Raw genomic sequence first — 23,080 nt, 5'->3', positions numbered from 1 at the left:
GTGCTGCTCGGGCTCGTCACCACCTGCTGCAAGGCCCGGCTCGGCCAGCCACCGCGGCCAGCAGGTCGCGCATCCGCACGCCCTTCCAGGTCGCCATCTGGCTCCAGCCCTCGACGCACGAGATCGGCAGTTCCGCCTCGGCCGTGCCGAGGCGCCTGCCGAGTTCGACGACGAGAGAACGAGCGGGTGACGTCACGGCCGACCACGACCAGGCTCCAGTCGGCGGCGGTCGCGGTCGCGAGCACCCCGGCGCCGCGCGGAGCGGTCGGTTCACCGGCAGGTCGTTCGGTCCACGGTGCCGCTGCCGTGCGCCGAACACGTTGAACGGTTCGGCCAGGCGGTTCGACTGCCCCGCCGTCAGGACGACGACACCCGCGGTCGCGGCCGTCACGCCCCGTCAGAACCCGCGTGGTGCGATCCGCTCACGTCGACCCTGGGTCGCGTCCGGTAGTCGGCCTGGAGGCGCGGCTCACCTCCGTCGGGTCCGCCTGTGCTCCTGAGGCGGGAGCGCCGTCGACCCAGCGGAGCACCCGGCCGGTGAGGCCGCGGGGGTAGGCGGCGACCGTCGGCGCGGCGGTGGGCTGCGAGGCGGACGCACCCCGTGCCTCCTGTCCGGGCGGGAGCAGCTCACTGCCGGCGTCGGGATCCGCGACGAAGCGTCCATTGGCGTCGTAGGAGTCGCGCTTCCGCCAGTACCGTCCGATGAGCCGCAGTTTCACCCCGATGTGCACGATGAGCGACCCGATGATGACGTAGGCCAGGGCGTTGTGCACCTGCTTGAACGGGAAGGGGAACGGGTACCACTGGTAGGTGTTGAGCAGGCCGGTGCCGACCTGCACGATCGCCGACGCGACCAGGACGGCGATGGACAGCCGCTCGAGCAGGTGCAGCACGCCGCGCACCGGCGGGACCTGCACGAGCGCCGGCATCACGGCGTTGAGCTTCGCGAGGAGCAACGGGATGATCGCGATGCCCGTGGTGATGTGGAGCCCCTGGGTGAACTGGTAGAGCTGCGCCGGCTGCGTGGGGAACCGCATGCCGGGCAGGGGCTGCTGGAGCAGGTAGCTGTAGACGCCGGTGCCGAAGCAGACGAGGAACGCGACGCCGAGCAGGCGACCGAAGACGACGGCCGAACGGGCGTTCCGGTTCAGGGAGGCCATCGCGGATCGTGCATCCAGCAGCAGCCCCCGGACCGCCGATAACCTCGACGCATCATGAGCGAACGACTTCGGCCCGGCCGACTCCTGCCGACCGTGCTGGCCGTCGTCGGCGTGCTGGCCCTGGCGGGCGTCATCGCCTTCGGCATCACGCATCTGGGGTTCCTCCGGTCCGGTCATCGTTCCCCATTCGTTGCGTGGACCCTGATCGCTTGGACGGTGTTCGCCGGAGCCGTCTTCGCGCTCCGCTTCGATGCCCGTCCGCTGGATGACCTCGCTCGTCGTCGGCGGCGCCGTGGTGATCGGTCTCGCGGCCCTCGTCGGCCCACCGAACACCAGCACCGACTCTGCTCGCTACGCCTGGGACGGCATCGTGCGCGCCGCCGAGTCTCGCCCTACGCGCACACGCCCCAGTCGGGGCGCTGGCGCACCTGCGGCCCGACTGGTTGTTCCCGGACAAGGTCGACGGCACGTGCGACCCCCTCGAGCCGCGGTACCGGGGCTCCCCGGCGACGGCGCCTCCGGACACTGCGTGGCGATCAACCGGCCGGACGTCACGACGATCTACCCGCCGATGGCGCAGCTGTAGTTCGCCGGGGTGCGGGCCTTCGTCCCCGCCACAGCGCAGTACATGCCGTTCCAGATCGCCGGGCTCCTCGTGTCCCTCGGCGTGACGCTCGGACTCGTCGCCGCCCTGCGTCGGGTCGGGCGCCCGACGTGGTGGGCGGCGCTCTGGGCGTGGTCGCCCTCGTCGCGTCCGAGGCCGTGACCAACTCGCACGTCGTCCTCGGCGCCGCGCTGGCCACCGCCGGGGTCGCACTCGTCGCCTTCGGTCGACCGATCCTGGGGCGGGATCGCCCTCGGCGCGGCGACCGCGACGAAGCTCATCCCGGCGATCGTCTACCCACAGCTCCTCGGGGCGCTGGCGGAACTGGTGGGCGATCCCCGTCGGCATCGCCGTGTTCGGGTTGCTGTACGTGCCGTACGTGCCTCGACCGGGCTCGACGTGCTCGGCTACCTGCCCGGGTACCTGTCCGAGGAGGGCTACGAGGACGGCTCCCGGTTCGCGCTCGTGTCCCTCGTGTTCCAGGGCGACGCCGGCACCGTGGTCGTCGGGCTGCTCGTGCTGCTCGCCGCGTTCGTGGCCTGGCGGCTGGCCGACCCCGCGCGGCCGTGGTCCGGCGAGGTGCTCATGATCGGCGTGACGTTCCTCGCCGTGAGCCCGCGCTACCCCTGGTACGCGCTGCTGCTCATCCCGTTCGTGGTGCTCTCCGGCCGGTGGGAGTGGCTGTCGATCGGGCTCGCCATCGCCCTGCGCGGGCGTGTGGCCCTCCGTCGACGCGTACCGGTGGTGGCCTCGCTGCGGCGGTGCTCGTCATCGTGGTCGTGACGGTCGCCCGCACCAGCCGGACCGAGTGGGTGCGCTGGGGACGGCGGCTGTCGTTCCGGCGGCTCGACCCGTACGCTGACGCTCATGGCACCAGCGACCCTGCTCGGTTCGACCGGCGGCGACCCCGCGCGCGGTGACGCCGCTGGACTCTTGGACCGGTTCGGCCGTCGCGCCGTCGACCTCCGGGTGTCGCTCACCGAGCGCTGCAACCTGCGCTGCACGTACTGCATGCCCGCCGCGGGACTGCCCTTCGCACCCGACGACGCCCTGATGACCGCGGCCGAGATCGAGCGGCTGGTCCGACTCGGCTCCGAGCGGTTCGGCGTCCGGAAGGTCCGCTTCACGGGCGGCGAGCCGATGCTCCGGCACGACCTGGTCGACGTGATCGCCCGCTGCGCCGCGCTGCCGGACGCGCCGGAGCTCTCGCTCACCACGAACGCGATCGGCCTGGCGCACCGAGCGCAGGCCCTGTTCGACGCCGGGCTCCGACGGGTGAACGTCTCGCTCGACACCGTCGACCCCGACGTCTTCACCACCGTGACCCGGCGCCCGTTCCTCGACAAGGTCATCGCCGGACTCTCGGCCGCGCACGACGCCGGACTCGCGATCAAGGTCAACGCCGTGCTGCTGCGCGGGGTGAACGACGAGCTCGCGCCCGACCTGATGCGCTGGTGCCTCGACCGCGGCTACGAGCTCCGGTTCATCGAGCAGATGCTGCTCGACCCCGACCACGCCTGGGACCGCACGTCGATGATCACCGCCGCCGAGACGCGCGCGATGCTGTCGGAGTCGTTCGCCCTCGTGCCGGACGACGCCCCACGGGACGGCGCCCCCGCCGAGCGCTTCCGGGTGCTCGAACGCCGTCCCGACGGCAGTGTCGGTGCCGAGCTCGGCACGATCGGCATCATCGCGAGCATCACCGAGTCCTTCTGCGCCGACTGCACCCGGACGCGCCTGACCGCCGACGGCAACGTCCGGAGCTGCCTCTTCTCCGACGACGAGACGAGGCGTGCTCGGCCCGATGCGCGCCGGCGCGACCGACGACGACGTCGCCGAACTCTGGCGTCGCGCCATGTGGACGAAGCCGCGCGACCACGGCGACGACACCGACGACCTCGTGCACCCGACGCGCGGCATGAGCGCGATCGGCGGGCTGACCGTGACGACGCTGCGGTTCTTCGCGGCCGCGCGGGCTGCGGTCGGCGTGGACGAGGTCCGCACCGAGTCCGACGTGCTCGACGACGCGCTCCGAGCGGTGGACGCTGCCGATCCGGCACGGTGGGCGACGCTGCAGGAGCGGTGCTCGTACCTGGTCGACGGGGTGACCACCCGCGACCGGTCGACGTCGCTCGCCGGGGTGGCCGTCGTCGACGTGATGCCGCCCTTCGCCGGCGGCTGAGCGGGTCCTGTCGAGCGTTCCTGCCCATCACGCATGCAATGGGAAGCGGAATCGCGCATTGGGTGCAGGAAGTTCCTGCCTCCTACGCGCGAATCGTCCTCCTACGCGCGGAAGGTCGCCCGCCCCGCCCTACGGGGAGACGGACAGCACGATGAACGCGGCGAAGATCACCAGGTGCACGCCACCCTGCAGCCGCGTCGCACGCCCGGGCAGCACGGTGAGCACCGCCGCGACGATCGTCAGCGCGAGCAGCACGATCTGCGCCGACCCGAGGCCGAGCAGCAGCGTCCCCGGCATGAACAGCGACGCCACGGCGATCGACGGGATCGTCAGGCCGATCGACGCCATCGCCGACCCCATCGCCAGGTTGAGGCTCGTCTGGATCCGGTTCCGCGCCGCGGCCTTCGACGCCGCGATCCCCTCGGGCAGCAGGATCAGCAGCGCGATCACCACGCCGACGAACGACGGCGGGAACCCGACCGCGGCGACGCCGGCCTCGATCGCGGGCGACTCGACCTTGGCCAGGCCGACCACCGCGACGAGGGCGAGCAGCAGCAGGCCGAGCGACACCAGGGTGGCGCGGCTGGTCGGGCGAGCGGCGTGGGCGTCCTCGGACTCCTCGAGCACCCCGCCGGTGCGGTTCACCGGCAGGAAGAAGTCGCGGTGGGCCACGGTCTGGGTGACGACGAAGAGGCCGTAGAGCGCGAGCGAGGCCAGCGCCACGAAGACGAGCTGGGCGCCGGTGAACGACGAGTCGTCGGTGCCGGTGGTGAACGTCGGCAGCACGAGGGTGAGCACGGCGAGGGCCGCGACGGTCATCGTCGCCGCCGAGGCGCCCTCCTGGTTGAAGCGCACGGTGTTGTGCCGGATCGTGCCGATCAGGATCGCGAGCCCGACGAGCCCGTTCATCGTGATCATCACCGCCGAGAAGACCGTGTCCCGCGCCAGCGTCTCGGCCTGCGCGCCGCCGGAGCTCGACAGCGAGATGATGAGCGCGACCTCGATGATCGTCACGGCGACGGCGAGCACGAGGACCCGAACGGCTCCCCACCCGGTGTGCGACGACCTCGGCGTGGTGCACGGCGGCGAGGACGGTGCCGGCGAGGACGACGGCCACGAGCACCACCACGGCCGTCCCGAGGTCGTACCGTCCCCACGAGGACACGAGCACGATCGCCGCGATGACGGGGACCCCGACGGGCCAGGCCTTGGCGATCCAGGTGCGCATCAGGACATCTTCGCACCGCCCGGCTCGTAGACCGCCACCTCGGCGGCGTCCACGGCGATCCGCACGGTCTCGCCCGGCACCAGGCGGAGCCCGGCTGCGGTGGACACGGTGACGTCGGCGACGAGTCCGCCGGCGCGCACCCGGACCAGGCCGTCGCGCGGTTCGAGCGCGGTCACGACGCGCGCCGGCCCGGCACCGGTGCGGCTCGGGACGGCGGCCGTCGGGTGGTAGGCGGCGAGGGCGGGGCGGCCGGGAGGCACGGTGCCGGTCGCCGACGCCAGCTCGCCTCCGCCGTCCAGCGCGATCCCACCCGCCGTGGCCGTCCCACGGACGAGCGTCAACCCGGAGAACGAGGCCGCGAACGCACTCGTGGGGCGCCCGAGGACCGCTGCGGTGGGACCGGCCTCGGCGACCCGGCCGGCCTCGAGCACCACGATCCGGTCGGCGAGGGCGACGGCCTCGAGCGGGTCGTGCGTGACGAGCAGCGTGGGTCGACCGGTGCGCGCCGTCCGGAGGGGCCGTCCGGACCTCGGCGCGGGCGTCGACGTCGAGGGCCGAGGTGGGCTCGTCCAGCAGCAGCAGCGCCGGGTCGGTGGCGAGGGCCCGGGCGATGGCGACGCGCTGCGCCTGCCCGCCGGACAGCGTCCCCGGCGCTCGGTCTGCCAGGCCAGCCACTCCGACCGCGGTGAGGGCCGTGGCGGACCGGTGGCGCGCTCCCGGCCGCCCGAACCGGTGGCGCGCGGACCGTACGCGACGTTGCGGGCGACCGACAGGTGCGGGAACAGGTCGGCGCGCTGCGCGACCAGGCCGACGCCGCGGCGGTGGGCCGGTGTGCCGGTGAGCACGCGTCCGCCGAGGACGACCTCGCCGGTCCGTGTGCGCAGCAGGCCGGCGAGCGCCTCGACGACGGTCGACTTGCCGGCGCCGTTCGGGCCGACCAGCGCGACGCACTCGTCGGGGCCGATCTCGAGGTGGACGTCGACGTCGCGCTCGGGGACCACGACGTGGGCGCGCAGTCCGCCGCTCACGCGAGCACCGTCCGTGTCCGCAGCGTGGAGGCGCCGATGACCACGAGGGCGACGACCACCAGGACCAGGGCGAGCGCGACGGCGGTGTCCGGGTCGATCTCGCGCTGCAGGTAGATCTCGAGCGGCAGCGTGCGGGTGACGCCCTGCAGGCTCCCCGCGAAGGTGAGCGTCGCACCGAACTCGCCGAGCGCCCGCGCGAAGCAGAGGACCAGCCCGGACAGGATGCCGGGCAGCACCCGCGGGGTCGTGACCGTCAGGAAGGTGCGGGTCGGGCCGGCGCCGAGCGTCGCGGCGACCCGTTCGTACCGGTCGCCGCCGACGCGCAGGGCACCCTCGATCGAGGAGACCAGGAACGGCATCGCGACGAAGGTCTGCGCGATGACCACCGCGGTGGTGGTGAAGGCGATGCGGAGTCCGTGGTCGTCGAGGAACGCCCCCACGACGCCGAGCCGGCCGAACGCCGCCAGGAGCGCGAGCCCGCCGACCACCGGCGGCAGCACGAGCGGCAGGAGCACCAGGGCCCGTGCGACGCCCACCCAGCGTGACGTCGAGCGGGCGAAGAGCACGGCGAGCGGGTAGCCGAGCACGAAGGCGATGCCCGTCGCGGCCGCCGCGGTCCCGAGACTCAGGCCGAGGGCACTCAGCGACGCGGGCGACGTGACGAGGGACCCGAACGACGTCCAGTCGACGCGGCCGACCATGGCGAGGACGGGCACGACGACGAAGAAGCCCACCGAGGACGGCGGGGAGGGGGAGCCACCACGGCACGGGGGTCCGTGCGCTCGGTGCGGCGGTCATGCTGGTGCGGGCACGGCTCAGGGCTTCCCGAAGCCGGCCGCGGCGAGCACCTTCTGGCCGGACGCGGACCGGACGTACGCCGTGAACGCCCGGGCGAGGGACGGGTTCGCCGCGTCGCGGAGCACGCCGATCGGGTACGTGTTGACGGCGTCGGCCGCGGCGTCGAAGGGGACACCGTCGACCATGCCGTCAGCGCCCTGGACGTCCGTGACGTAGACGAGTCCGGCGTCCGCCTGCCCGGACTCGACCTTCCCGAGGACGTCCGTGACGGACTGCTCCTCGCTGACCGGCCGGAGGTCGACGCCGGCTGCCCGCTCGACCCTCGCGGTCGCGGCGCCGCACGGCACCGGGGCCGCACAGGTCCGCAGCTGGACGTGCGACGACGTCAGGTCGCGCAGGCCCTCGATGTGCTTCGGGTTGCCCGGTGCCACCGCGATCTCGAGCGCGTTCGTGGCGAAGTCCCGCGGGGACCCGGCCGCCAGGTCGGTCTGCTCCAGCTTCGCCATGTTCGCCTCGTCGGCGGAGGCGAACACGTCGGCCGGGGCGCCGTTCTGGATCTGGGTGACGAGGTCGCTCGAACCGGCGAACGAGAACGAGATCGTCGTGCCGGGGTGGGCCGCCTCGTACCGCTTGCCGAGCGTGGTGAAGGTCTGCTGCAGTGAGGCGGCGGCGAAGACCGTGATCGTCCCGGTGGGCCCGGCGGCGGCGCTGCCCGTCGCGGTCGGGCCGCCGGCACCGCCGTTCGCGCTCGGGGCCGTCGTCGAGCACCCGGCGAGGACCAGGATGGCGCACGCGGCAGCGGCGATCAGGGCGGAGCGCGTCCGCGCGTGCGTCGTCATGGGTCGATCGTAGCCGCAGGTGCGCCTCAGTCCAGTGACGCGGTCGGGTGCCCTTCGCGGCGCCAGGCCTCGATGCCGCCGTCGAGCACGGTCGCCGCACGTCCCTCGGCGCGGGCGCTCCTGGCCCAGGCCGTGGCACGGACGCCGCTGGCGCAGACCACGACGACCGGAGCCTCGCCGGTGTCCGCCGCCCCGAGGGCGTCCGGACGGAGGCTGCCGGCGATGACCCCGGTGGCCAGCTCCGCCGGTGTGCGCACGTCGACGAGCACGGGGCGGTCGCCCGGTCCGCGCAGCTGCTCGGCGAGTGCCGACGGCGCGATGCGCGGTGGGGCGTCGTCGACCGTCGGCAGTGGACGTCGGGACGCCGGGCCACGGCGGAGCGCGCTCTCGGTCCAGCGCCAGCGGCGGGCGTCGACCGTCAGGACCCGACCGAGCAGGGGCTCCCCGATCCCGGCGACCAGGGCGGTGACCTGCGCGGCCATCACGGAGCCGATCGCACCGCACAGTGCGGGCAGCACGCCGTCGAGTGCGCAGGACCCTTCGTCTGGGAGTGCGTCGGGATGGAGGTCGTGGAAGTCGATCGGCTCCGAACCACTGTCGTGGAAGACCGAGACCTGGCCGTCGAGCCCGAGCACCGTGCCCCAGACGAACGGCACCCCGGCGCGCGCGCACGCGTCGGAGATCGCCCGCGTCACCTCGACGCTGTCGGCCGCGTCGACCACGACGTCGTGCCCGGTGACCTGGTCGGGGTGGAACGACCCGGCGATCGCGACGACCTCGAGCTCCGGGTCCACGCCGCGCACCCGCTCCGCAGCGCACTTCGGCCTTCGACCGGCCGATGTCCGCCGCGGCGAAGAGCGTCTGGCGTGCGAGGTTCGACGCGTCGACGACGTCGTGGTCGACGACCGTGACCCGGCGGAGCCCGGCACCGGCGAGGTAGGTGAGCACCGGCCCCCCGAGGCCGCCGGCACCGACGACCAGGACGCTCGCCCGGGCCAGGGCACGGACGGCTCGGTCCCCGGCGCCGTCGAGCGCCGCGGTGCGGGAGGTCAGTCGGCGTCGACCGGCCGAGACGTCGTCGGTCGTCATTCCGCTGCCTCCACCGGCACCTCGACGGACACCATGGTGGCCTTGACCGAGGCCACCGCGACCGCGCCGACCTCGAGCCCGAGGTCACGGACCGCCTCGGCGCTCATCAGCGACACGATGCGGTGCGGGCCGCTCTGCAGCTCCACCTGCGCCATCACGCCGTCCACGACCAGGTCGGTGACGATGCCGACGAACCGGTTGCGTGCCGAGCTCCGCGAGCCGGACGGATCGGAGAGCTGCGCGCCGCTGCCGCGGATGTGCGCCGCGAGTTCTCGTCCGTCGACCACGGTGCGGCCGGAGGCGTCGGAGGACCGGGTGAACGTCCCACCGTCGACCATCCGGCGGACGGTGTCGTCGCTGACGCCGAGGTACCGCGCGGCGTCGCGGATGCGGAGCTTCGTCATGGTGTTCGCACCATACCGGTATGCGGAACTCTCAGAGACGGCCGCGAGGACGCCGGGTCGCCGCCCAGCCGGTCCGGCTACCGTCCAGACCGTGACTGCACCACCCACCGGCACCATCAGCGTCCCCGCATCGACGGGTGTGGCGCCGGTCCGGTCGCGGGTGCGCGCGGTCGGCTCGAGCATGGCCGGCGCCGTCGTCCGGACCCCGGAACTGACGATCGGTGCGATCGGCGTGCTCGTCACCGCCGCCTTCGCGTGGGTGCCGTCCCTCTGGTACGACGAAGCCGCGACGGTCACCAGCGCGCAGCGGACCTGGGCGCAGCTGTGGGCGGAGCTCCACAACGTCGACGCCGTGCACGGGCTCTACTACTCGCTCATGCACGTCTGGTTCTGGCTCGTCGGGTACACACCGTTCACGCTGCGGTTCCCGAGCGCGCTGGCCGTCGGCGTCGCGGCGGGACTCGTCGTGGCGCTCGGCCGACGAATCGGCGGGCGGCGGCTCGGCATCACCGCCGGTCTGGTGTTCCTCGCCCTGCCGCGCGTGCAGTGGGCGGGGTCCGAGGGCCGTCCCTACGCCACGATCACCACGCTCGCGGTGTGCTTGACGCTCGTCGGGCTGACCGCGGTCCATCGCACCCGCACGGGCCGGAGCCTGCACTGGTGGCTGGCGTACGGCGCGCTCGCTCTCGTCGCGGTGACGTTCAACGTGTACCTCTCGCTCGCGGTCGTCGCGCACGCGGTGACGCTGCTCTGGACCATCGCGGTCCGGCGGCTCGAGGTGCGGCGCGCGACCGTGCACCGCACACCGACCCTCCCGGTGCCCCGCTCGTGACGGGCGGTGTCCTGCTCCGCTGGGCCGTCGCGTCCGCGATCGCCGCCGTCGCGGTGTCCCCGGTCGTCGTGACGATCGCATCGCAGTCGAAGCAGGTGTCCTGGATCGCCGGCATCGGTGAACGGACCGGCGCGCAGGTGTTCGCCACGGCCTGGTTCGGGGCCGTGAACGTGTACGCCGCCGTCGCCTGGACGCTGATGGTGCTCGGCGTGGTGGTTGTGCTCGTCGAGGCGCACCGGCGCTCCCCCTCCGTCCGCGCGCTCGTCCGGGCCCAGGCCGTCCGCGTCGCGGTGCCCCTCGTCGTCATCCCCACGGCAGCGCTCGTGCTCGCCACCGCGATGGGCAAGCACCTCTACTCCCCGAAGTACGCGACCCTGAGCCTGCCGTTCGTCGCGCTGCTCATCGCCCTGGCGCTCACGCTCATCCGGCCGAAGGCGCTGCTCGCCGGCGCCGTCGCGGTCGTCCTCGTGCTGTCGGTGCCGACCGCGATCGCCGTGAAGGAACCGCTCGCCAAGCAGGACTCGACCTGGGCGCGCGCCGCCTCGATCATCGAGACCCAACGGAACGCCAACCGCGTCGACGCGGACGAGGGCGTCGTCTTCGGCAGCGTCTACGGACACCCCGGCAGCACGGCGGACATCATCCGGGTGTCCCTACCCGGGAGGCGTTCGCAGGCATGACCGACCTCGGCGTCCGCAAGGTCGGCGCCGAGGCGGGCGTCCTCTGGAACCAGACGGGCGACCTCGCGACGACGATCCCGAGCCGGCTCGACGACATCGACACGGTGTGGTTCGTCGGCGGCACCGTGAAGGCGCGGAACATCGAGCCGGAGACCGCGTCGGTGCTCGCCGAGCACGGCTTCACGGCGAAGGAGCACTGGACGACCGGCACCGTGGTCATCACGGAGTTCGTGCGCGGCTGACGCTCAGTGCACCACGCGTGCGCCGTGCACGGGGCCGGCGGCGCGCACGGCGACCATGCCCGCGGCGCTCAGCTCGACCTGCACCTCGAGTGCGGTGTCGCGGTCGGCGACGAGGAACGCCACCGTCGGACCGCTGCCCGACACGAGCCCCGCGAGCGCCCCGGCCTTCTCGCCGATCTCGAGCGTCGACGCCAGGGACGGCTGCAGGCGCATCGCCGGCGCCTGCAGGTCGTTGTGCAGGCAGTCGGCGAGCAGGTCCAGGTCGCCGGCGCGCAGGGCCTGCAGCACGTTCGCCTCGACCACGGGGTCGTCGGTGCCGGCGCGATGTCGGCGCGGTAGCGCTCCCGGTGCTCGTCGAGTGCGCGGTACACCGCCGGGGTGGAGAGCCCCGTCGTCGCTCAGCGCGAGCACCCAGTGGAACTCACCCTTCGCCAGCGCCGGGCTGAGTTCGTCGCCGCGGCCGGTCCCGACCGCCGTGCCGCCCGCGAAGGCGAAGGGCACGTCGGCACCGAGCTGGGCCGCGAGCCGGAGGAGTTCCTCGCGCCCGAGGGCGGTCCCCCACAGGGTGTCCACGGCCAGGAGCGTCGCGGCGGCGTCGGCCGATCCGCCGCCCATGCCGCCAGCCACCGGGACCTGCTTGTCGATCGTCAGCCGGACCCCGCCGCGGTACCCGGACGCGTCGGCCACCAGCCGAGCGGCCCGGATCGCCAGGTTCGACTCGTCGACGGGCACCGAGCTGGTGTCGATCGGCCCCGTGAACGTCACCGAGAACTCGTCGTCGAGCTCGGCGGAGACGTCCTCGTACAGCGAGACCGCCTGGTACGCCGTCGCGACGTCGTGGTAACCGTCGTCCTGCAGCGCACCGACGGACAGGTACACGTTGATCTTGCCGGGGGCGCGCGTCCGCACGCGGGTCGGTGCGGCCAGCGTGGTCATGCCCCCAACCTATCCCGATGCGGCTGCTGCGAAGCCCGCGCCAGGTCGGCCGTGATGTCGTCGATGTGCTCGAGGCCGACGGACAGCCGGATCAGGCCGTCGCCGACCCCGGCGGCCGCCCGCTCCGACGAGGGTCATCTGCACGTGCGTGGTGGACGCCGGGTGCACCACGAGGGAGCGCACGTCGCCGATGTTCGAGACGTGGTCGAAGGCTCGAGCGCGGCGACGAAGCGGCGCCCGGCCTCCACCCCGCCGTCCAGGTCGAAGGCCAGTACCGCGGAGGGACCGGCCGGCACGTAGCGCTGCTGTAGGTGGTGCCACGGCGACGAGGGCAGCCCGGCGTAGTGCACGCCGAGCACCTGGTCGTGGGCGTCCAGCCACGAGGCCACCGCGGCCGCGTTCGACACGTGGCGGTCCATCCGCAGCGACAGGGTCTGGATGCCCTGCAGCACGAGGAAGGCGTTGAACGGCGCGATCGCCGGACCGAGGTCGGCGGACAGCTTCGACCGGGTGCGCTGGATGAACGCACGACGCCCGAACTTCGCGGCGAAGTCCGTGTTCGCGAACCCGGACTCCGCCGCCGTCGCGAGCTGCGGGTACTTCTCCGGGTACGCCGCCCAGTCGAAGTTCCCGCTGTCCACGATGAGCCCGGCGATGGTGCTGCCGTGCCCGGCGAGGTACTTCGTCGCCGAGTGCACGACGATGTCCGCGCCGTGCTCGATCGGACGGACCAGGTACGGCGTCGCGATGGTGTTGTCGACGATCAGCGGCACGCCGGCGTCGTGCGCGACCCCGGCCACCCCGGCGAAGTCGAGGACGTCGCCGCGCGGGTTCGGGATCGACTCACCGAAGAACGCGCGGGTCTCCGGACGGACGGCCGCGGCCCACTCGTCGAGGTCGGTCGGGTCCTGCACGAAGGTGAACGCGATGCCGAGGTCGCGCAGCGTCGACGCGAACAGCGTGTACGTCGCGCCGTAGAGCGAAGCACTCGACACGACGTGGTCGCCGGCGCGGGCGACCCCGAGCACCGCGAGCGACGTCGCGGCCTGCCCCGACGCCAGGGCCAGCGCGCCGACCCCGCCCTCGAGGTCGGCGATCCGACGTTCGAGCGCCGCGGCGGACGGGTTGTTCACCCGCGAGTACGTGTGGCCCGGGGCGTCGAGCATGAACCGCGCAGCCGCGTCCTCGCCGGACGGGTAGACGAACGCCGCCGTCTGGGCGATCGGCGGGACGTTGCCGCCGAAGCCCGGGTCCGACTTCCAGCCCGCGCGGATCTGCCGGGTCTCGAACGCCCAGCCGTCCTCGGCGCTGCCCATCAGACGACCGCTTCCGCCGGCACGCCCACCGACGGCCGCACGAGCGGGATGACCTGCTCGCCGAACCGGTCCATCTCCTCGAGCTGCGGCGAGAACTGCAGCAGCAGCGTGTCGACCCCGGCGTCCTCGAACTCCCGGATGCGGTCCGCCACCTGCGACGGCGTCCCCACGAAACCGGGGCGGAGGCCGCGGTTCGACACCGAGTAGTCCTCCAGCGAGGGCACGTGCTCGAGCTGCGACTTCGAGATGAAGTCCTGGTAGGACTCGTAGGCCTTGCCGTGCTGCACGTCGGTGATCCGGGCGAGCTCGGCCTGCGCCTCTTCCTCGGTCTCGCGCACGATGACGTAGGCCGCCATGCCGAACGCCTCGAACGGCGGCAGACCGGCGTCGACACGGCGCCGCTTCATCTCGTCGATCTTCGTGCGCAGCTCGTCGACGGTGCCGCCGTGGGTGACGTACGCGTCGGCGTACCCGGTGATCGCGGCCTTGCCGGCCTCGCTCTCACCGCCGGCGTAGATCCGCGGGGTCACGCGGGGCTTCGGCTCGAGGTGGGCGTTCTGGATGTCGTAGTACTCGCCCGAGAACGAGTACAGGGTCTCCCGCCACAGGCCCTTCATGACCTCGACGAACTCCGCGGTGCGCTTGTACCGGTCGTCGTGCTCGAAGATGCCGCCGTACTGCTTGGCCTCCTCCGCCCACCAGGCGCTCACCACGTTGAAGGTGAAGCGGCCGCCGGAGATGTCGTCGATCGTCGCGGCCTGCTTCGCCGTCACGGCCGGCAGGTGGTAGCCCGGACGCATCGCCGCCATGATCTCGAGGCGCTCGGTCGTCGCCGCGATCGCCGCCGCGAGGGACCACGCCTCGAGCGAGGGCGCGGCCGTGCCCTTGATGTCGTTGAGGTTGAGCTCCGGCACGAGCGTGAGGTCGAAGCCGATCCGCTCGGCGCGCTGCGCCAAGCGCTTCACGTAGTCGAAGGTGACCGGCATGTGCTCGTTGTCGACGTTGCGCAGCCAGCCGCCGAAGAGCGGGGTCCAGTATCCGAATCGCACGTGTGTTCCTTGGGTGGTGAGGGAAAGGCGGACGGGAGGCGCGGGGCGGGCCCGCCACGGGCCTCCAGTCCGGTGGTTCTTGCGTTCTCAGGCCGTGAGCTGCGCCGCGTACTGCGTCTCCAGCAGCCCACCGAGGTACTTCGCGATGGAGCGCGGGCCGGAGGCCGGCGCGGTCTCCTCGACGGCGGGGTTGTAGTTCGTGTTCGTGTTGATGTCGTACACGACGGTCCGTCCGTCCGTGGTCTCCATGAACTCGACGCCCGCGATGGTGATGCGCTGGTCGGCGAGGAACGTGCGGAGCTGCTGGACCAGCGGGTGCTCGGCGGTGATCTCGGTCCGGACGGCGAACGCCGGGGGCGCGCCGACGGTCTCGGTGCCGGGGACGTCGCAGACTGCTCCCGCGATGGTCTGCGGGACCTCGCACGCGTCGGCGGGGCAGAGCTCGAAGCTGCCGGCGCTCGTGTCGACGCGGACGGCGTACACGAACTCGCCGCCGACGAACTCGACGCGGGTGATGAACGGCTCGCGCGCCGTCAGGTACTCCTGCAGCAGGGTGATGCCGTCGACCGAAGCCTCGAACTCGGGGCTGTCGACGTAGGCGTCGAACTCGGCGAGCGAGTCGAACCGCCGCACGCCCAGGCCCTTGCCGCCCTGGTTGTGCTTCGTGATGAACGGGACGTCCTGGCCGTTCGTGAAGTCCTTCGCCGCCTGCTTGAGGGTCGTCGTGCCGAACACCGCGGTGGTGCGGGGCACGTCGAACCCGGCCCGCTACGACAACCCGTGCTGCGCGACCTTCGAGACCTCGAGTTCGAGCACGTGGCTGCCGCCGACCACCTGGCGGCCGGCGCGCTCGAGCCAGCCGAGGACCGCGCGGGTGTACTCCTTGCTGTGCTCGTGCCCGCGGGTGTGGCTCGACGCCGACATCCGGCTCCAGTAGACGCCGGGCTCCGGCTCTGCGCCGAGGTCGATCTGCCCCTCGGTCAGGAGGATCTCCTCGACCGGCACGCCCTCGGCCTCGAAGGCGGCGGCGAGCGGCGGGAACCACTCGGGGTTCTCGTGGATGACGTACACGCGGGGAGTGCTCACCCGCCCACCTTAGGCACGGTATACCGCACGCGCCCAAGTGTGTGACGCGGTGCTACCTCGTGGACTCCGGCTGGAACTGCTGCGTGCCGAGGACGCCGAGGAGCTCGAGCTTCTGCGCGTCCTCGGAACCCGGGGGCGCCGTGAAGAGCAGGAGCGCCTGCGCCTGGTCGTCGGCGTGGAGCACCTGGCAGTCGACCGTGATGGGGCCCAGCTCGGGCTGCACGATCGTCTTGTTGTCCGACCAGCGGCTGGCGACCTCGTGCAGCGCCCAGATCTCCCGGAACTCCGGGCTCCGCTCCTCGAGCTCCGCGATGAGCGCGACGGCCCGACGGTCGCCGGGGCCGGCGAGCCCGACGGCCGCCCGGAGGGACGCGACCACGACGCGGGCCAGTCGCTCGTGCTGCTCCGGCGCGTACTTCGTCCGTTCGTCGCCGGTCACGAACCACCGCCACGCCTGGTACCGGTCGTTGCCCGCGAGTCCGACCGAGCTGCCGAGCAGGGCAGCCGCGAGCCGGTTCTCCACGAGGGTCTCCCCGAGGTGGCTGACGACGATCGCCGGGGTGTCCTCGAGCCGGTCCAGCACGCGGAGGATCGCCGGGTCGACGTGGTCGGAGCGGTGCAGCCGGACCGGGGCGTTCTGGCCGGCGAGGTGGAACAGGTGATCGCGTTCGTCGAGGCTGGCGGAGCGCCCGGGCGATCGCCGCGACCATCTGCTCGGACGGCTGCGGGCCGCGCTGCTGCTCCAGGCGCGTGTAGTAGTCGACGCTCATCCCGGCCAGGGCTGCGACCTCCTCGCGCCGGAGACCCGGGGTCCGTCGCCGTGGCCCGGTGCCGAGCCCGACGTCCTCCGGGCGCAGGAGCTCGCGGCGGCGGCGGAGGAAGTCGGCGAGTGCGGCGCGGTCCATGCTCCGATCCTGGACCGTTCCGTTCAGGGTTGCCAGGGATCGGCGGTCCCCCGATGAGCGCGCTCTGGTTGTCACCTCGGCGCACGCGCATCGTGGTCGACATGGACATCACGAACAGCACCGTCTTCATCCCCGGCGCCACCTCGGGCCTGGGGCTCGCACTCGCCCAGCGGCTGCAGGCCGCGGGCAGCACCGTCGTCATCGGCGGACGCCGCGCCGCGCTCCTGTCGTCCCTGCACGACGAGTACGGCTTCGGCACGGTCGAGATCGACGTCAGCGACGCGGCGTCGATCACCGCCGCCGCCGCGAGCGTGCTCGACGCCTACCCGTCGCTCGACACCCTCGTCACGATGTCGGGCATCATGCGGAACGAGGACCTCCGCTCCCCCGCCCACATCGACGACGCCCTCGCCACGATCGAGACGAACCTGGTCGGCACCATCCGGCTCATCGACGCCTTCCTGCCGCACCTGCTTACCCGTCCGGCCGCGACCGTCGTCACCGTCTCGTCGGGCCTGGCGTTCGTGCCGCTCACCGCGACCCCGACGTACAGCGCCACGAAGGCCGGTGTGCACGCCTACACCGAGGCGCTCCGGCAGCAGCTCGTCGGGTCGTCCGTGTCGGTGCTCGAGCTCGTGCCGCCGGCGGTCAAGACCGACCTGATGGGCGGCGCGGACTTCGGCGGGATGGAGCTCGACGCGTTTTCGGACGAGGTCATGGCGCTGCTGGAGTCCGGTGCCTCCCCGGAGATCCTGGTGCAGAACGTGCAGCCCCTCCGGTTCGCCGAGCGCGACGGCACGCACCAGCAGTTGCTCGAGATGCTCGCGTCCCGCGGACACTGAGCGCGCTGTCGCGGGCCGATCGGGACGGCCTACGCGGTCCCGTCCGCCTCGTCCGCCTCGTCGGCACGGCGGCGGCGGATCCGTGCGTCGAGGCTGCGGTTCAGCAGCCACAGGCCGAACACGATCACGGCGACGACCACTGACTCGGCGACACCACGGTCGAGGGCCCGCGGAGGAGCCAGTAGCCACCCGCGACGATGATCCCGGCGATCGCGGCCGTCCCGATCAGGCCGGAGTGCGGTGTCGGCGTGCGTCCTGCCTCCGGCACCGTGCCCGGGGTGCCGACCTCGGAGTCGGCGTCGGCGTCGGCGTCGGCGTCGGCGAGCCGGTGGAACCACACGCCCCAGGCGGCGAGGGCCACGCCGAGGACGATCGCGGCCCACGCGGCGTCGTCCCGGACGTCCCGTGCCACGGCGACGACCGCGAGGACGACGACGAGGGCACCCCCGACGAGGAACAGGAGCGTGATCGCCGAAGCGATCCGGGAACGTGGTGCGCGCACGTCCGCGAGCCTACGGCGTCGGCGAACGGTGGCGGCGCGTCAGGCGGGTGGTCGGTGCCGGAGCCGGCGGCGTCGGATCCGGACCGTGATCCCCGGGTTCCGCCGTCCGGATCGGACATCGACGTGGACGAAGTTGGCCCCGCGACGCGGAGGACCCTGCCCGGCACGACATGATGGATCGATGACACGGACACGCGTGGCCCTCGGCCGCCGCGAGGACCTCGGCGCCGACTGCGCGAACTGCTTCGGGCTGTGCTGCGTCGCCTGGCGTTCGCGAAGTCCGCCGACTTCCCGTTCGACAAGGCCGCCGGTGAGCCCTGCGAGAACCTCGACGAGGCGGACGGCTGCCGGATCCACCCGCACCTGCGCGACCGCGGGTTCTCCGGCTGCACGGTGTTCGACTGCTCCGGCGCCGGGCAGAAGGTCTCGCAGCACACCTTCGCCGGGCGGTCGTGGCGGGACGACGCCGAGACCCAGCGGTCGATGTTCGCGACGTTCCCGATCGTCCGGCGACTGCACGACCTGCTGCGGTACCTCGACGAGGCGGTCACGCTCGCGAGCCGCGACCGGCCGGACGCCGACGCCGACGCCGACGCCGCTCGGTGGCTCCGAGGCGTTCGAGCGCGTCCGTCGACTGAGTGACGGCACCCCCGAGGACCTCGCCGCGCTCGACGTGGACGCCGAGTACGACCGGGCTCGCCCGCTCCTGGTCGAGGCCAGCGAACGCGCTCGTGCGGGGGTGCGGACGGGACCGCCGGACCCTCGACTCGTGCCCGGGTCGGACCTCGTCGGTGCCGACCTCCGTCGCGGCGACCTCCGCGGGCGGACCCTGCGCGGCAGCCTCGCGATCGCCGCCGACCTGCGCGGGACGACGCTCGACCGGTGCGACGTGCTCGGAGTGGACCTCCGTGACGCGGACGTGCGCGGCGCCGACCTCCGCGGCGCGCTGTTCCTGACCCAGATGCAGGTCAACGCTGCCCGGGGTGACGCCGAGACGCTGCTGCGGGCGGGTTCCAGCGCCCCGGCCACTGGCGTACGGGGCCAGCGACGACGGGTGCTACTCCGCGGCGCTCAGGACCGTCCGGCCGAGGCGCACGAAGTCGTCGGCGCTGAGCATCTCGCCACGAGCGGTCGGGTCGACCCCGGCTGCCGTGAGGAGCTCGGACGCACGAGTGCTCCCGCCGAGCACGCCCGACAGGCTCTGCCGCAGCATCTTGCGCCGCTGCTGGAAGGCACCGTCGACCAGCGCGAACACCTGCGCACGCAGCCGCTCGTCGCCCGGCTGGTCGTGCCGGTCGAAGCCGACGAGCACACTGTCGACGTTCGGCACCGGCCAGAAGACCTGGCGGCTGACCTGTCCGGCGATCGACCACGAGCCGTACCAGGCGGCCTTCACGCTGGGCGAGCCGTAGACCTTGCTGCCCGGGTCGGCGGCGATGCGGTACCCGACCTCGGCCTGCACCATCACGGGATGCCCGCTCGATCGAGGGGAACGTCGCCAGCAGGTGCAGCAGCACCGGGACGGAGACGTTGTACGGCAGGTTGGCGACGACGTGCGTCGGCGCTTCCGGAAGGTCGTCGGCGGTGACGGCGAGGGCGTCCTGGTGCACGACCCGGAGCCGGGCGTCCGGCTGCATGGCGGCGACGGTCGCGGGCAGCTGGGCCGCGAGACGGCCGTCGATCTCCACCGCGGTGACGGACGCGCCGGTCTCGGTGAGCCCGAGTGTCAGCGAGCCGAGCCCGGGGCCGATCTCGAGCACCTTCGAGTCCGGCGTGACTCGGCCGGACGCGACGATCCGACGGACGGTGTTGGCATCGTGCACGAAGTTCTGGCCGAGCTTCTTCGTCGGGGTGACGTCGAGCTTGGCCGCGAGGTCCCGGATCTCCGCCGGGCCGAGCAGGCTCGCCACGGTCACTCGTCCACGGTGACGGGCTCGGCGTCCCACGCCCCGTAGACGAGCTCGGTGGTCGAGGCGATCTGCGCCGCGAGCATCGAGGCGTCCGTCCCCAGGGTGTCCGCCATCGACCGCAGCGTGATCGGGATGAGGTACGGCGCGTTCGGCCGGCCGCGGAACGGCGTCGGGGTGAGGAACGGCGCGTCCGTCTCGATCATGACCAGGTGCCGCGGTGCGACGCGCAGGGCCTCACGCAGGGGCTCAGCGTTCTTGAACGTGACCGTGCCCGCGAACGACATGAACCAGCCGCGCTCGGCGCAGAGCCGAGCCAGGTCGGGACCGCCGGAGAAGCAGTGGAAGACCGTCTTCTCGGGGGCACCGACGCGATCGAGGACCTCGACGACGGCGTCGTGCGCGTCGCGGTCGTGGATCGTCAGCGCGAGGTCGTGCTCCTTCGCGATGCGGATGTGCTCCTCGAAGGAGCGGATCTGGGCGTCGCGGCCGTCCTCGCCGGTGCGGAAGAAGTCGAGCCCGGTCTCGCCGATCGCCCGGACCCGCGGCAGCGCGGCCAGCCGTTCGATCCCGGCGAGGTGCTCGTCGAGCAGCCCCTGGTCGTGCAGCACCGGTGCTTCGTTCGGGTGCAGCGCGACGGCGGCGAGGACCCGGGGCTCGCGCGCGGCGATCGCGGCCGACCACTCCGAGGTCGCCAGGTCGGTGCCGACCTGCACGACACCACGCACTCCGACGCTCGACGCGCGGTCGAGGTGCTCGCGGTAGTCGAGCGCACCGTCGCCACCATCGGCGATCTCCATGTGCGTGTGGTTGTCGTAGACCGGCACCACGAGCGCCTGGGGCAGCGGCGGGTAGGTCAGGTCCCGCTTGGAGCCGTCCCCGTCGCCGCGGGAGCGGAGGTGCGCGTCGGTCACGCTGCGCCCTGCTCCGCCTGCTCGATGCGCGGGAAGAGCCCGCTCTCGAGCGGCACGACCTGCGATGCACCCTGCCACTCCCACGCACGGTCGACGCGCTGCTCGGCGACGGAACCGCCGGCACCGATCGAGGCCCAGAGCTTCTCGGTCGCCTTCGGCATGACCGGGGAGAGCAGCACCGCGACGGTGCCGAGGCCGCGGAGCGCGGTGGCGAGCACGGTGCCGAGGCGTTCGCGGTTCGCGTCGTCCTTCGCCAGCGCCCACGGCTGCTGCTCGGTGATGTAGCCGTTCAGGGCGTCGACGAGTTCCCACACGGCGGCGATCGCCTCGTGCGGGGCGAAGGCCGCGATGGCCGCGTCGGCGCGCTCGGTGACCGACACCGCCAGGTCGTCGATCGCCTGGTCGGACGCGGACAGCTCGCCACGGGACGGCACGGCACCGTCGAAGTACTTCTGCAGCATGGCCACGAGTCGCGAGGCCAGGTTGCCGAAGCCGTTCGCGAGCTCGGCCTGGTAGCGGGCGGAGATGTCCTCCCAGCTGAAGTTGCCGTCCTGCCCGAAGGTGATCGCGCGGAGGAAGTAGTACCGGAACGCGTCCGAGCCGAACGTGTCGGTGATCTCCGACGGCGCGATGCCGGTCAGCTTCGACTTCGACATCTTCTCGCCGCCGACGAGCAGCCAGCCGTGGCCGAACACCCGCTCGGGGACGGGCAGCCCGGCCGCCATGAGCATCGCCGGCCAGATCACCGCGTGGAACCGGGCGATGTCCTTCCCGACGATGTGCACGCTCGGCCAGAGTCGCCGGAACGCCTCGTCGTCGTCGCTGCCGTAGCCCAGCGCCGTGACGTAGTTGAGCAGGGCGTCGAACCACACGTAGAGGACGTGGTCGCTGTCCCAGGGGATCGTGATGCCCCAGTCGAAGCTGGACCGCGAGATCGACAGGTCGCGCAGCCCCTGCTTGACGAAGGAGATGATCTCGTTGCGGACGCTCTCCGGCTGGATGAACAGCGGGTTCGACTCGTACAGGTCGAGCAGCCGCTGCTCGAAGTCGGACATCCGGAAGAAGTAGTTGCGCTCGGACAGCACCTCGACCGGGATCGAGTGGATCGCGCAGACCTGCTGCCCCTCGTACGCACCGGTGCCGGGGACGAGGTCGCTCGGCTGCTTGTACTCCTCGCACCCGACGCAGTAGAAGCCCTCGAACTCGCCGGCGTAGATGTAGCCGTCGTCGTAGAGCTTCTGCAGGAACGCCGTGACGCCCCGCTCGTGGCGCTCGTCGGTGGTGCGGATGAAGTCGTCGTTCGCCACGTCGACGGTGTCGAGCAGGGGCTTCCAGGCGTCGGTCACGAGCCGGTCGGCCCACTCCTTCGGCGTGACGTCGTTCGCCGAGGCGGTCCGCAGGATCTTCTGCCCGTGCTCGTCGGTGCCGGTGAGGAGCCAGGTGTCGTCGCCGCGCTGCCGGTGCCAGCGTGCGAGGACGTCCGCGGCGACCTCGGTGTAGGCGTGCCCGATGTGGGGCACGTCGTTCACGTAGAAGATCGGCGTGGTGATGCTGAACGAGGACCCGTCGGACATGCGGACCATCCTACGGGCGCACCGGGACCGCATGACGCGCCCCGCGCGCAGCCTGTGGAGAACCGGACGGGAGGCCCGTGGCGGGGCCGTCCCGCGCCTCCAGTCCGGCACCCGGTCCTGTTACCGAGCGGCCAGGGCGCCCTCGTAGAGGTCCCGTTTCGACAGCCCCGTCGCGTCCGCGACGGCGGCCGCCGCTTCCTTCATGCGAGAGCCGGCGGCGACGCGTTCGAGCACGAGCCGGACGCCGTCCTCGAGCGAGACGTCGTCGCCGGAACCGGACGACCCCTCGACCACGATGCAGATCTCGCCCTTGACCCCCTCCGCAGCCCATTCCGCGAGCTCGGTGACGGAGCCGCGTCGCACCTCTTCGTAGAGCTTGGTGAGCTCGCGGCACACGACGGCTCGTCGGTCGGCGCCGAAGCCGGCGGCCATGTCGGTGAGCGTGTCCGCCAGCCGGTGCGGCGACTCGAAGAACACCATCGTGCGCTGCTCGCCGGCCAGCGACGCGGAACAGCCGGCGGCGCTCCCCCGCCTTGCGCGTCGGGAACCCCTCGAAGCTGAAGCGGTCGGTGGGCAGCCCGGACACGGCGAGCGCCATGAGCACCGCGGACGGCCCGGGCAGCGCCGTGACCGTCACCCCGGCTGCCGCGGCGGCCTCGACCAGCGGGAAGCCCGGGTCGCTGATCGCCGGCATCCCGGCGTCGGTCAGGACCACCACGTCCTCGTCGCGGGCGAGCTCCACGACCTCGGCGGCCTTCGCCCGTTCGTTGTGCTCGTGCAGGGCGATGAGCCGCGGCCGGTTCTCGATCCCGAGCGCGCGCATCAGGTGGATCGCTGTCCGGGTGTCCTCGGCCGCCACCACGGTCGCGTTCGAGAGCGTCTCGACCAGCCTCCGGGAGGCGTCGCCGAGGTTGCCGATGGGCGTTGCTGCGAGGACGATCACACGACCATTCTCGTCGCAGC

General features: G+C 72.6%; 23 protein-coding genes and 9 pseudogenes. 10 read left to right on the top strand and 22 right to left on the bottom strand.

Going from position 1 to position 23,080, the window contains the following annotated elements:
- Positions 1 to 16 precede the first annotated feature (16 nt).
- Complete coding sequence (locus tag ACZ8AI_RS07710; protein WP_464857768.1) at positions 17 to 391, bottom strand: hypothetical protein; 375 nt, start codon at positions 389 to 391, stop codon at positions 17 to 19.
- A 31-nt stretch (positions 392 to 422) separates the two neighbouring features.
- Positions 423 to 1,313 (bottom strand): cytochrome b/b6 domain-containing protein, encoded by an 891-nt coding sequence (locus ACZ8AI_RS07705; protein ID WP_464857766.1) that lies wholly within the window; start codon positions 1,311 to 1,313, stop codon positions 423 to 425.
- Positions 1,314 to 1,425: 112 nt separating this feature from the next.
- Between ACZ8AI_RS07705 and ACZ8AI_RS07700 the strand changes: the two genes are divergently transcribed.
- From ACZ8AI_RS07700 to moaA, 4 genes are all read left to right on the top strand, one after another.
- Positions 1,426 to 1,746, top strand: a complete 321-nt coding sequence (locus ACZ8AI_RS07700) for a hypothetical protein (protein WP_464857764.1) — start codon at positions 1,426 to 1,428, stop codon at positions 1,744 to 1,746.
- Positions 1,747 to 1,755: 9 nt separating this feature from the next.
- Positions 1,756 to 1,926, top strand: a complete 171-nt coding sequence (locus tag ACZ8AI_RS07695) for a hypothetical protein (protein WP_464857762.1) — start codon at positions 1,756 to 1,758, stop codon at positions 1,924 to 1,926.
- A gap of 165 nt (positions 1,927 to 2,091) precedes the next feature.
- Entirely contained in the window at positions 2,092 to 2,547 is a 456-nt protein-coding gene (locus tag ACZ8AI_RS07690) for a hypothetical protein (protein WP_464857760.1), read from the top strand.
- A gap of 84 nt (positions 2,548 to 2,631) precedes the next feature.
- Positions 2,632 to 4,101 (top strand): GTP 3',8-cyclase MoaA, encoded by a 1,470-nt coding sequence (gene moaA / locus ACZ8AI_RS07685; RefSeq protein WP_464857758.1) that lies wholly within the window; start codon positions 2,632 to 2,634, stop codon positions 4,099 to 4,101.
- On the opposite strand, the pseudogene ACZ8AI_RS07680 reads toward moaA, so the two are convergent.
- The 8 genes and pseudogenes from ACZ8AI_RS07680 to ACZ8AI_RS07645 all read right to left on the bottom strand — a co-directional run bounded on the left by ACZ8AI_RS07680 (position 4,076) and on the right by ACZ8AI_RS07645 (position 9,332).
- Positions 4,076 to 5,174 (bottom strand): annotated as a pseudogene (locus ACZ8AI_RS07680) (calcium:cation antiporter). The gene moaA and the pseudogene ACZ8AI_RS07680 overlap by 26 nt on opposite strands.
- 615 nt (positions 5,175 to 5,789) lie before the next feature.
- Positions 5,790 to 5,849: pseudogene (locus ACZ8AI_RS07675) on the bottom strand (hypothetical protein); the annotation flags it as partial.
- 62 nt (positions 5,850 to 5,911) lie between these two features.
- Positions 5,912 to 6,175, bottom strand: a pseudogene (locus ACZ8AI_RS07670) (ATP-binding cassette domain-containing protein); the annotation flags it as partial.
- 23 nt (positions 6,176 to 6,198) lie between these two features.
- Positions 6,199 to 6,936 (bottom strand): ABC transporter permease, encoded by a 738-nt coding sequence (locus ACZ8AI_RS07665; protein ID WP_464857756.1) that lies wholly within the window; start codon positions 6,934 to 6,936, stop codon positions 6,199 to 6,201.
- 81 nt (positions 6,937 to 7,017) lie between these two features.
- On the bottom strand, positions 7,018 to 7,839 hold the full coding sequence (modA, locus tag ACZ8AI_RS07660; RefSeq protein ID WP_464858122.1) for a molybdate ABC transporter substrate-binding protein: 822 nt from the start codon (positions 7,837 to 7,839) through the stop codon (positions 7,018 to 7,020).
- 26 nt (positions 7,840 to 7,865) lie between these two features.
- Positions 7,866 to 8,768 carry a ThiF family adenylyltransferase gene (locus tag ACZ8AI_RS07655; RefSeq protein ID WP_464858121.1) on the bottom strand — a complete coding sequence of 301 codons (903 nt, stop codon included), beginning with the start codon at positions 8,766 to 8,768 and terminating at the stop codon, positions 7,866 to 7,868.
- Positions 8,677 to 8,928, bottom strand: a pseudogene (locus ACZ8AI_RS07650) (ThiF family adenylyltransferase); the annotation flags it as partial. The pseudogene ACZ8AI_RS07650 and the gene ACZ8AI_RS07655, both read right to left, overlap by 92 nt.
- Positions 8,925 to 9,332: a TOBE domain-containing protein gene (locus tag ACZ8AI_RS07645; protein WP_464857754.1), complete on the bottom strand. Its 408-nt coding sequence runs from the start codon at positions 9,330 to 9,332 to the stop codon at positions 8,925 to 8,927. The gene ACZ8AI_RS07645 and the pseudogene ACZ8AI_RS07650, both read right to left, overlap by 4 nt.
- A 91-nt stretch (positions 9,333 to 9,423) precedes the next feature.
- Between ACZ8AI_RS07645 and ACZ8AI_RS07640 the strand changes: the two genes are divergently transcribed.
- From ACZ8AI_RS07640 to ACZ8AI_RS07630, 3 genes are read left to right on the top strand one after another with little or no spacing between them, the layout of a single operon-like run.
- Positions 9,424 to 10,164: a glycosyltransferase family 39 protein gene (locus ACZ8AI_RS07640; RefSeq protein ID WP_464857752.1), complete on the top strand. Its 741-nt coding sequence runs from the start codon at positions 9,424 to 9,426 to the stop codon at positions 10,162 to 10,164.
- Positions 10,161 to 10,844, top strand: a complete 684-nt coding sequence (locus tag ACZ8AI_RS07635; protein WP_464857750.1) for a hypothetical protein — start codon at positions 10,161 to 10,163, stop codon at positions 10,842 to 10,844. Before ACZ8AI_RS07640 ends, ACZ8AI_RS07635 begins: the two co-directional genes overlap by 4 nt.
- Positions 10,841 to 11,086 (top strand): hypothetical protein, encoded by a 246-nt coding sequence (locus ACZ8AI_RS07630; RefSeq protein WP_464857748.1) that lies wholly within the window; start codon positions 10,841 to 10,843, stop codon positions 11,084 to 11,086. The genes ACZ8AI_RS07635 and ACZ8AI_RS07630 overlap by 4 nt, the downstream gene beginning before the upstream one ends.
- Positions 11,087 to 11,089: 3 nt before the next feature.
- On the opposite strand, the gene ACZ8AI_RS07625 is transcribed toward ACZ8AI_RS07630, so the two are convergent.
- The 7 genes and pseudogenes from ACZ8AI_RS07625 to ACZ8AI_RS07595 all read right to left on the bottom strand — a co-directional run.
- Positions 11,090 to 12,022, bottom strand: coding sequence for a 4-(cytidine 5'-diphospho)-2-C-methyl-D-erythritol kinase (locus tag ACZ8AI_RS07625; RefSeq protein WP_464857746.1), 933 nt, complete (start codon positions 12,020 to 12,022; stop codon positions 11,090 to 11,092).
- Positions 12,019 to 13,338 (bottom strand): annotated as a pseudogene (locus ACZ8AI_RS07620) (O-acetylhomoserine aminocarboxypropyltransferase/cysteine synthase family protein). The gene ACZ8AI_RS07625 and the pseudogene ACZ8AI_RS07620 overlap by 4 nt, the downstream one beginning before the upstream one ends.
- Positions 13,338 to 14,387, bottom strand: coding sequence for an LLM class flavin-dependent oxidoreductase (locus ACZ8AI_RS07615; protein ID WP_464857744.1), 1,050 nt, complete (start codon positions 14,385 to 14,387; stop codon positions 13,338 to 13,340). The pseudogene ACZ8AI_RS07620 and the gene ACZ8AI_RS07615 overlap by 1 nt, the downstream one beginning before the upstream one ends.
- Before the next feature lie 87 nt (positions 14,388 to 14,474).
- On the bottom strand, positions 14,475 to 15,140 hold the full coding sequence (locus ACZ8AI_RS07610) for an ATP-grasp domain-containing protein (protein WP_464857742.1): 666 nt from the start codon (positions 15,138 to 15,140) through the stop codon (positions 14,475 to 14,477).
- A gap of 15 nt (positions 15,141 to 15,155) precedes the next feature.
- A complete protein-coding gene (locus tag ACZ8AI_RS07605) occupies positions 15,156 to 15,473 on the bottom strand; it encodes a hypothetical protein (RefSeq protein ID WP_464857740.1) in 318 nt (105 codons plus the stop codon).
- Between the two features lie 52 nt (positions 15,474 to 15,525).
- Positions 15,526 to 16,056, bottom strand: a complete 531-nt coding sequence (locus ACZ8AI_RS07600) for an MmyB family transcriptional regulator (protein WP_464857738.1) — start codon at positions 16,054 to 16,056, stop codon at positions 15,526 to 15,528.
- Between the two features lie 139 nt (positions 16,057 to 16,195).
- Positions 16,196 to 16,378, bottom strand: a pseudogene (locus tag ACZ8AI_RS07595) (helix-turn-helix domain-containing protein); the annotation flags it as partial.
- A gap of 53 nt (positions 16,379 to 16,431) precedes the next feature.
- Between ACZ8AI_RS07595 and ACZ8AI_RS07590 the strand changes: the two are divergent.
- A complete protein-coding gene (locus ACZ8AI_RS07590; RefSeq protein ID WP_464857736.1) occupies positions 16,432 to 17,220 on the top strand; it encodes an SDR family oxidoreductase in 789 nt (262 codons plus the stop codon).
- A gap of 124 nt (positions 17,221 to 17,344) precedes the next feature.
- On the opposite strand, the gene ACZ8AI_RS07585 is transcribed toward ACZ8AI_RS07590, so the two are convergent.
- The gene (locus ACZ8AI_RS07585; RefSeq protein ID WP_464857734.1) at positions 17,345 to 17,722 is read right to left on the bottom strand and encodes a hypothetical protein; all 378 of its coding nucleotides are present in this window, start codon (positions 17,720 to 17,722) and stop codon (positions 17,345 to 17,347) included.
- Positions 17,723 to 17,974: 252 nt separating this feature from the next.
- Between ACZ8AI_RS07585 and ACZ8AI_RS07580 the strand changes: the two genes are divergently transcribed.
- Together ACZ8AI_RS07580 and ACZ8AI_RS07575 are read left to right on the top strand one after the other, a co-directional pair.
- Complete coding sequence (locus tag ACZ8AI_RS07580; RefSeq protein ID WP_464857732.1) at positions 17,975 to 18,364, top strand: hypothetical protein; 390 nt, start codon at positions 17,975 to 17,977, stop codon at positions 18,362 to 18,364.
- 31 nt (positions 18,365 to 18,395) lie between these two features.
- A pseudogene (locus tag ACZ8AI_RS07575) lies at positions 18,396 to 18,629 on the top strand (pentapeptide repeat-containing protein); the annotation flags it as partial.
- A 150-nt stretch (positions 18,630 to 18,779) separates the two neighbouring features.
- Here the strand turns inward: ACZ8AI_RS07575 and rsmA are convergent.
- The 4 genes and pseudogenes from rsmA to rsmI form a co-directional block, all read right to left on the bottom strand.
- Positions 18,780 to 19,632: pseudogene (rsmA, locus tag ACZ8AI_RS07570) on the bottom strand (16S rRNA (adenine(1518)-N(6)/adenine(1519)-N(6))-dimethyltransferase RsmA).
- Positions 19,633 to 19,634: 2 nt separating this feature from the next.
- Positions 19,635 to 20,543, bottom strand: coding sequence for a TatD family hydrolase (locus tag ACZ8AI_RS07565; RefSeq protein ID WP_464857730.1), 909 nt, complete (start codon positions 20,541 to 20,543; stop codon positions 19,635 to 19,637).
- Positions 20,540 to 22,117, bottom strand: a complete 1,578-nt coding sequence (metG, locus tag ACZ8AI_RS07560; RefSeq protein ID WP_071290785.1) for a methionine--tRNA ligase — start codon at positions 22,115 to 22,117, stop codon at positions 20,540 to 20,542. Before metG ends, ACZ8AI_RS07565 begins: the two co-directional genes overlap by 4 nt.
- 120 nt (positions 22,118 to 22,237) lie before the next feature.
- Positions 22,238 to 23,060: pseudogene (rsmI, locus tag ACZ8AI_RS07555) on the bottom strand (16S rRNA (cytidine(1402)-2'-O)-methyltransferase).
- Positions 23,061 to 23,080 lie beyond the last annotated feature (20 nt).

It is taken from the genome of Curtobacterium sp. AC273 (assembly GCF_979253735.1).
Note: the sequence above shows the minus strand (reverse complement) of the source record. Positions and strands in the feature narration are given on the sequence as shown.